The organism is Streptomyces sp. AC550_RSS872 (assembly GCF_019049285.1).
GTDB lineage: Bacteria > Actinomycetota > Actinomycetes > Streptomycetales > Streptomycetaceae > Streptomyces.
Genome location: NZ_JAGMUL010000095.1, coordinates 1 through 329 on the forward strand (window position 1 = coordinate 1; position 329 = coordinate 329).

General features: G+C 71.1%; 1 protein-coding gene. It reads right to left on the reverse strand.

The genetic code is table 11. From position 1 onward, the window contains the following. A partial coding sequence (locus tag KUM44_RS31090) for a hypothetical protein (RefSeq protein ID WP_217213104.1) occupies positions 1–245 on the reverse strand: 245 nt, incomplete at its 3' end. Positions 246–329 lie beyond the last annotated feature (84 nt).

The window sequence follows — 329 nt, forward strand, 5'->3', positions numbered from 1 at the left end:
GCCGGGTTGGAGCCGAGAGGCGCGCGCACCAGACGACGCCCGTACACCCCGGACGACCGCACCGCGACCTGGTCCTCACCCTCACCAGCCGCCAGCACGGCAGCCAGCGAAGTCGCCGCCCGCTCGTCCCACTCCACCGGGACGTCGATCAGACCACCCCAACCGACAGGCTGCTCCAGCCCCACGATCTGCCCGAGCGCCCACACCTGCGACTGCACGGCCGACACCAGATCGTCCGAGCCCACAGCCGCGGCACCCCGCGTCAGCACCCACAACGGAACCTCACTGTCCAGGTGAGCCTGAACCAGCCCCAGCGTCGACTCAAGCGC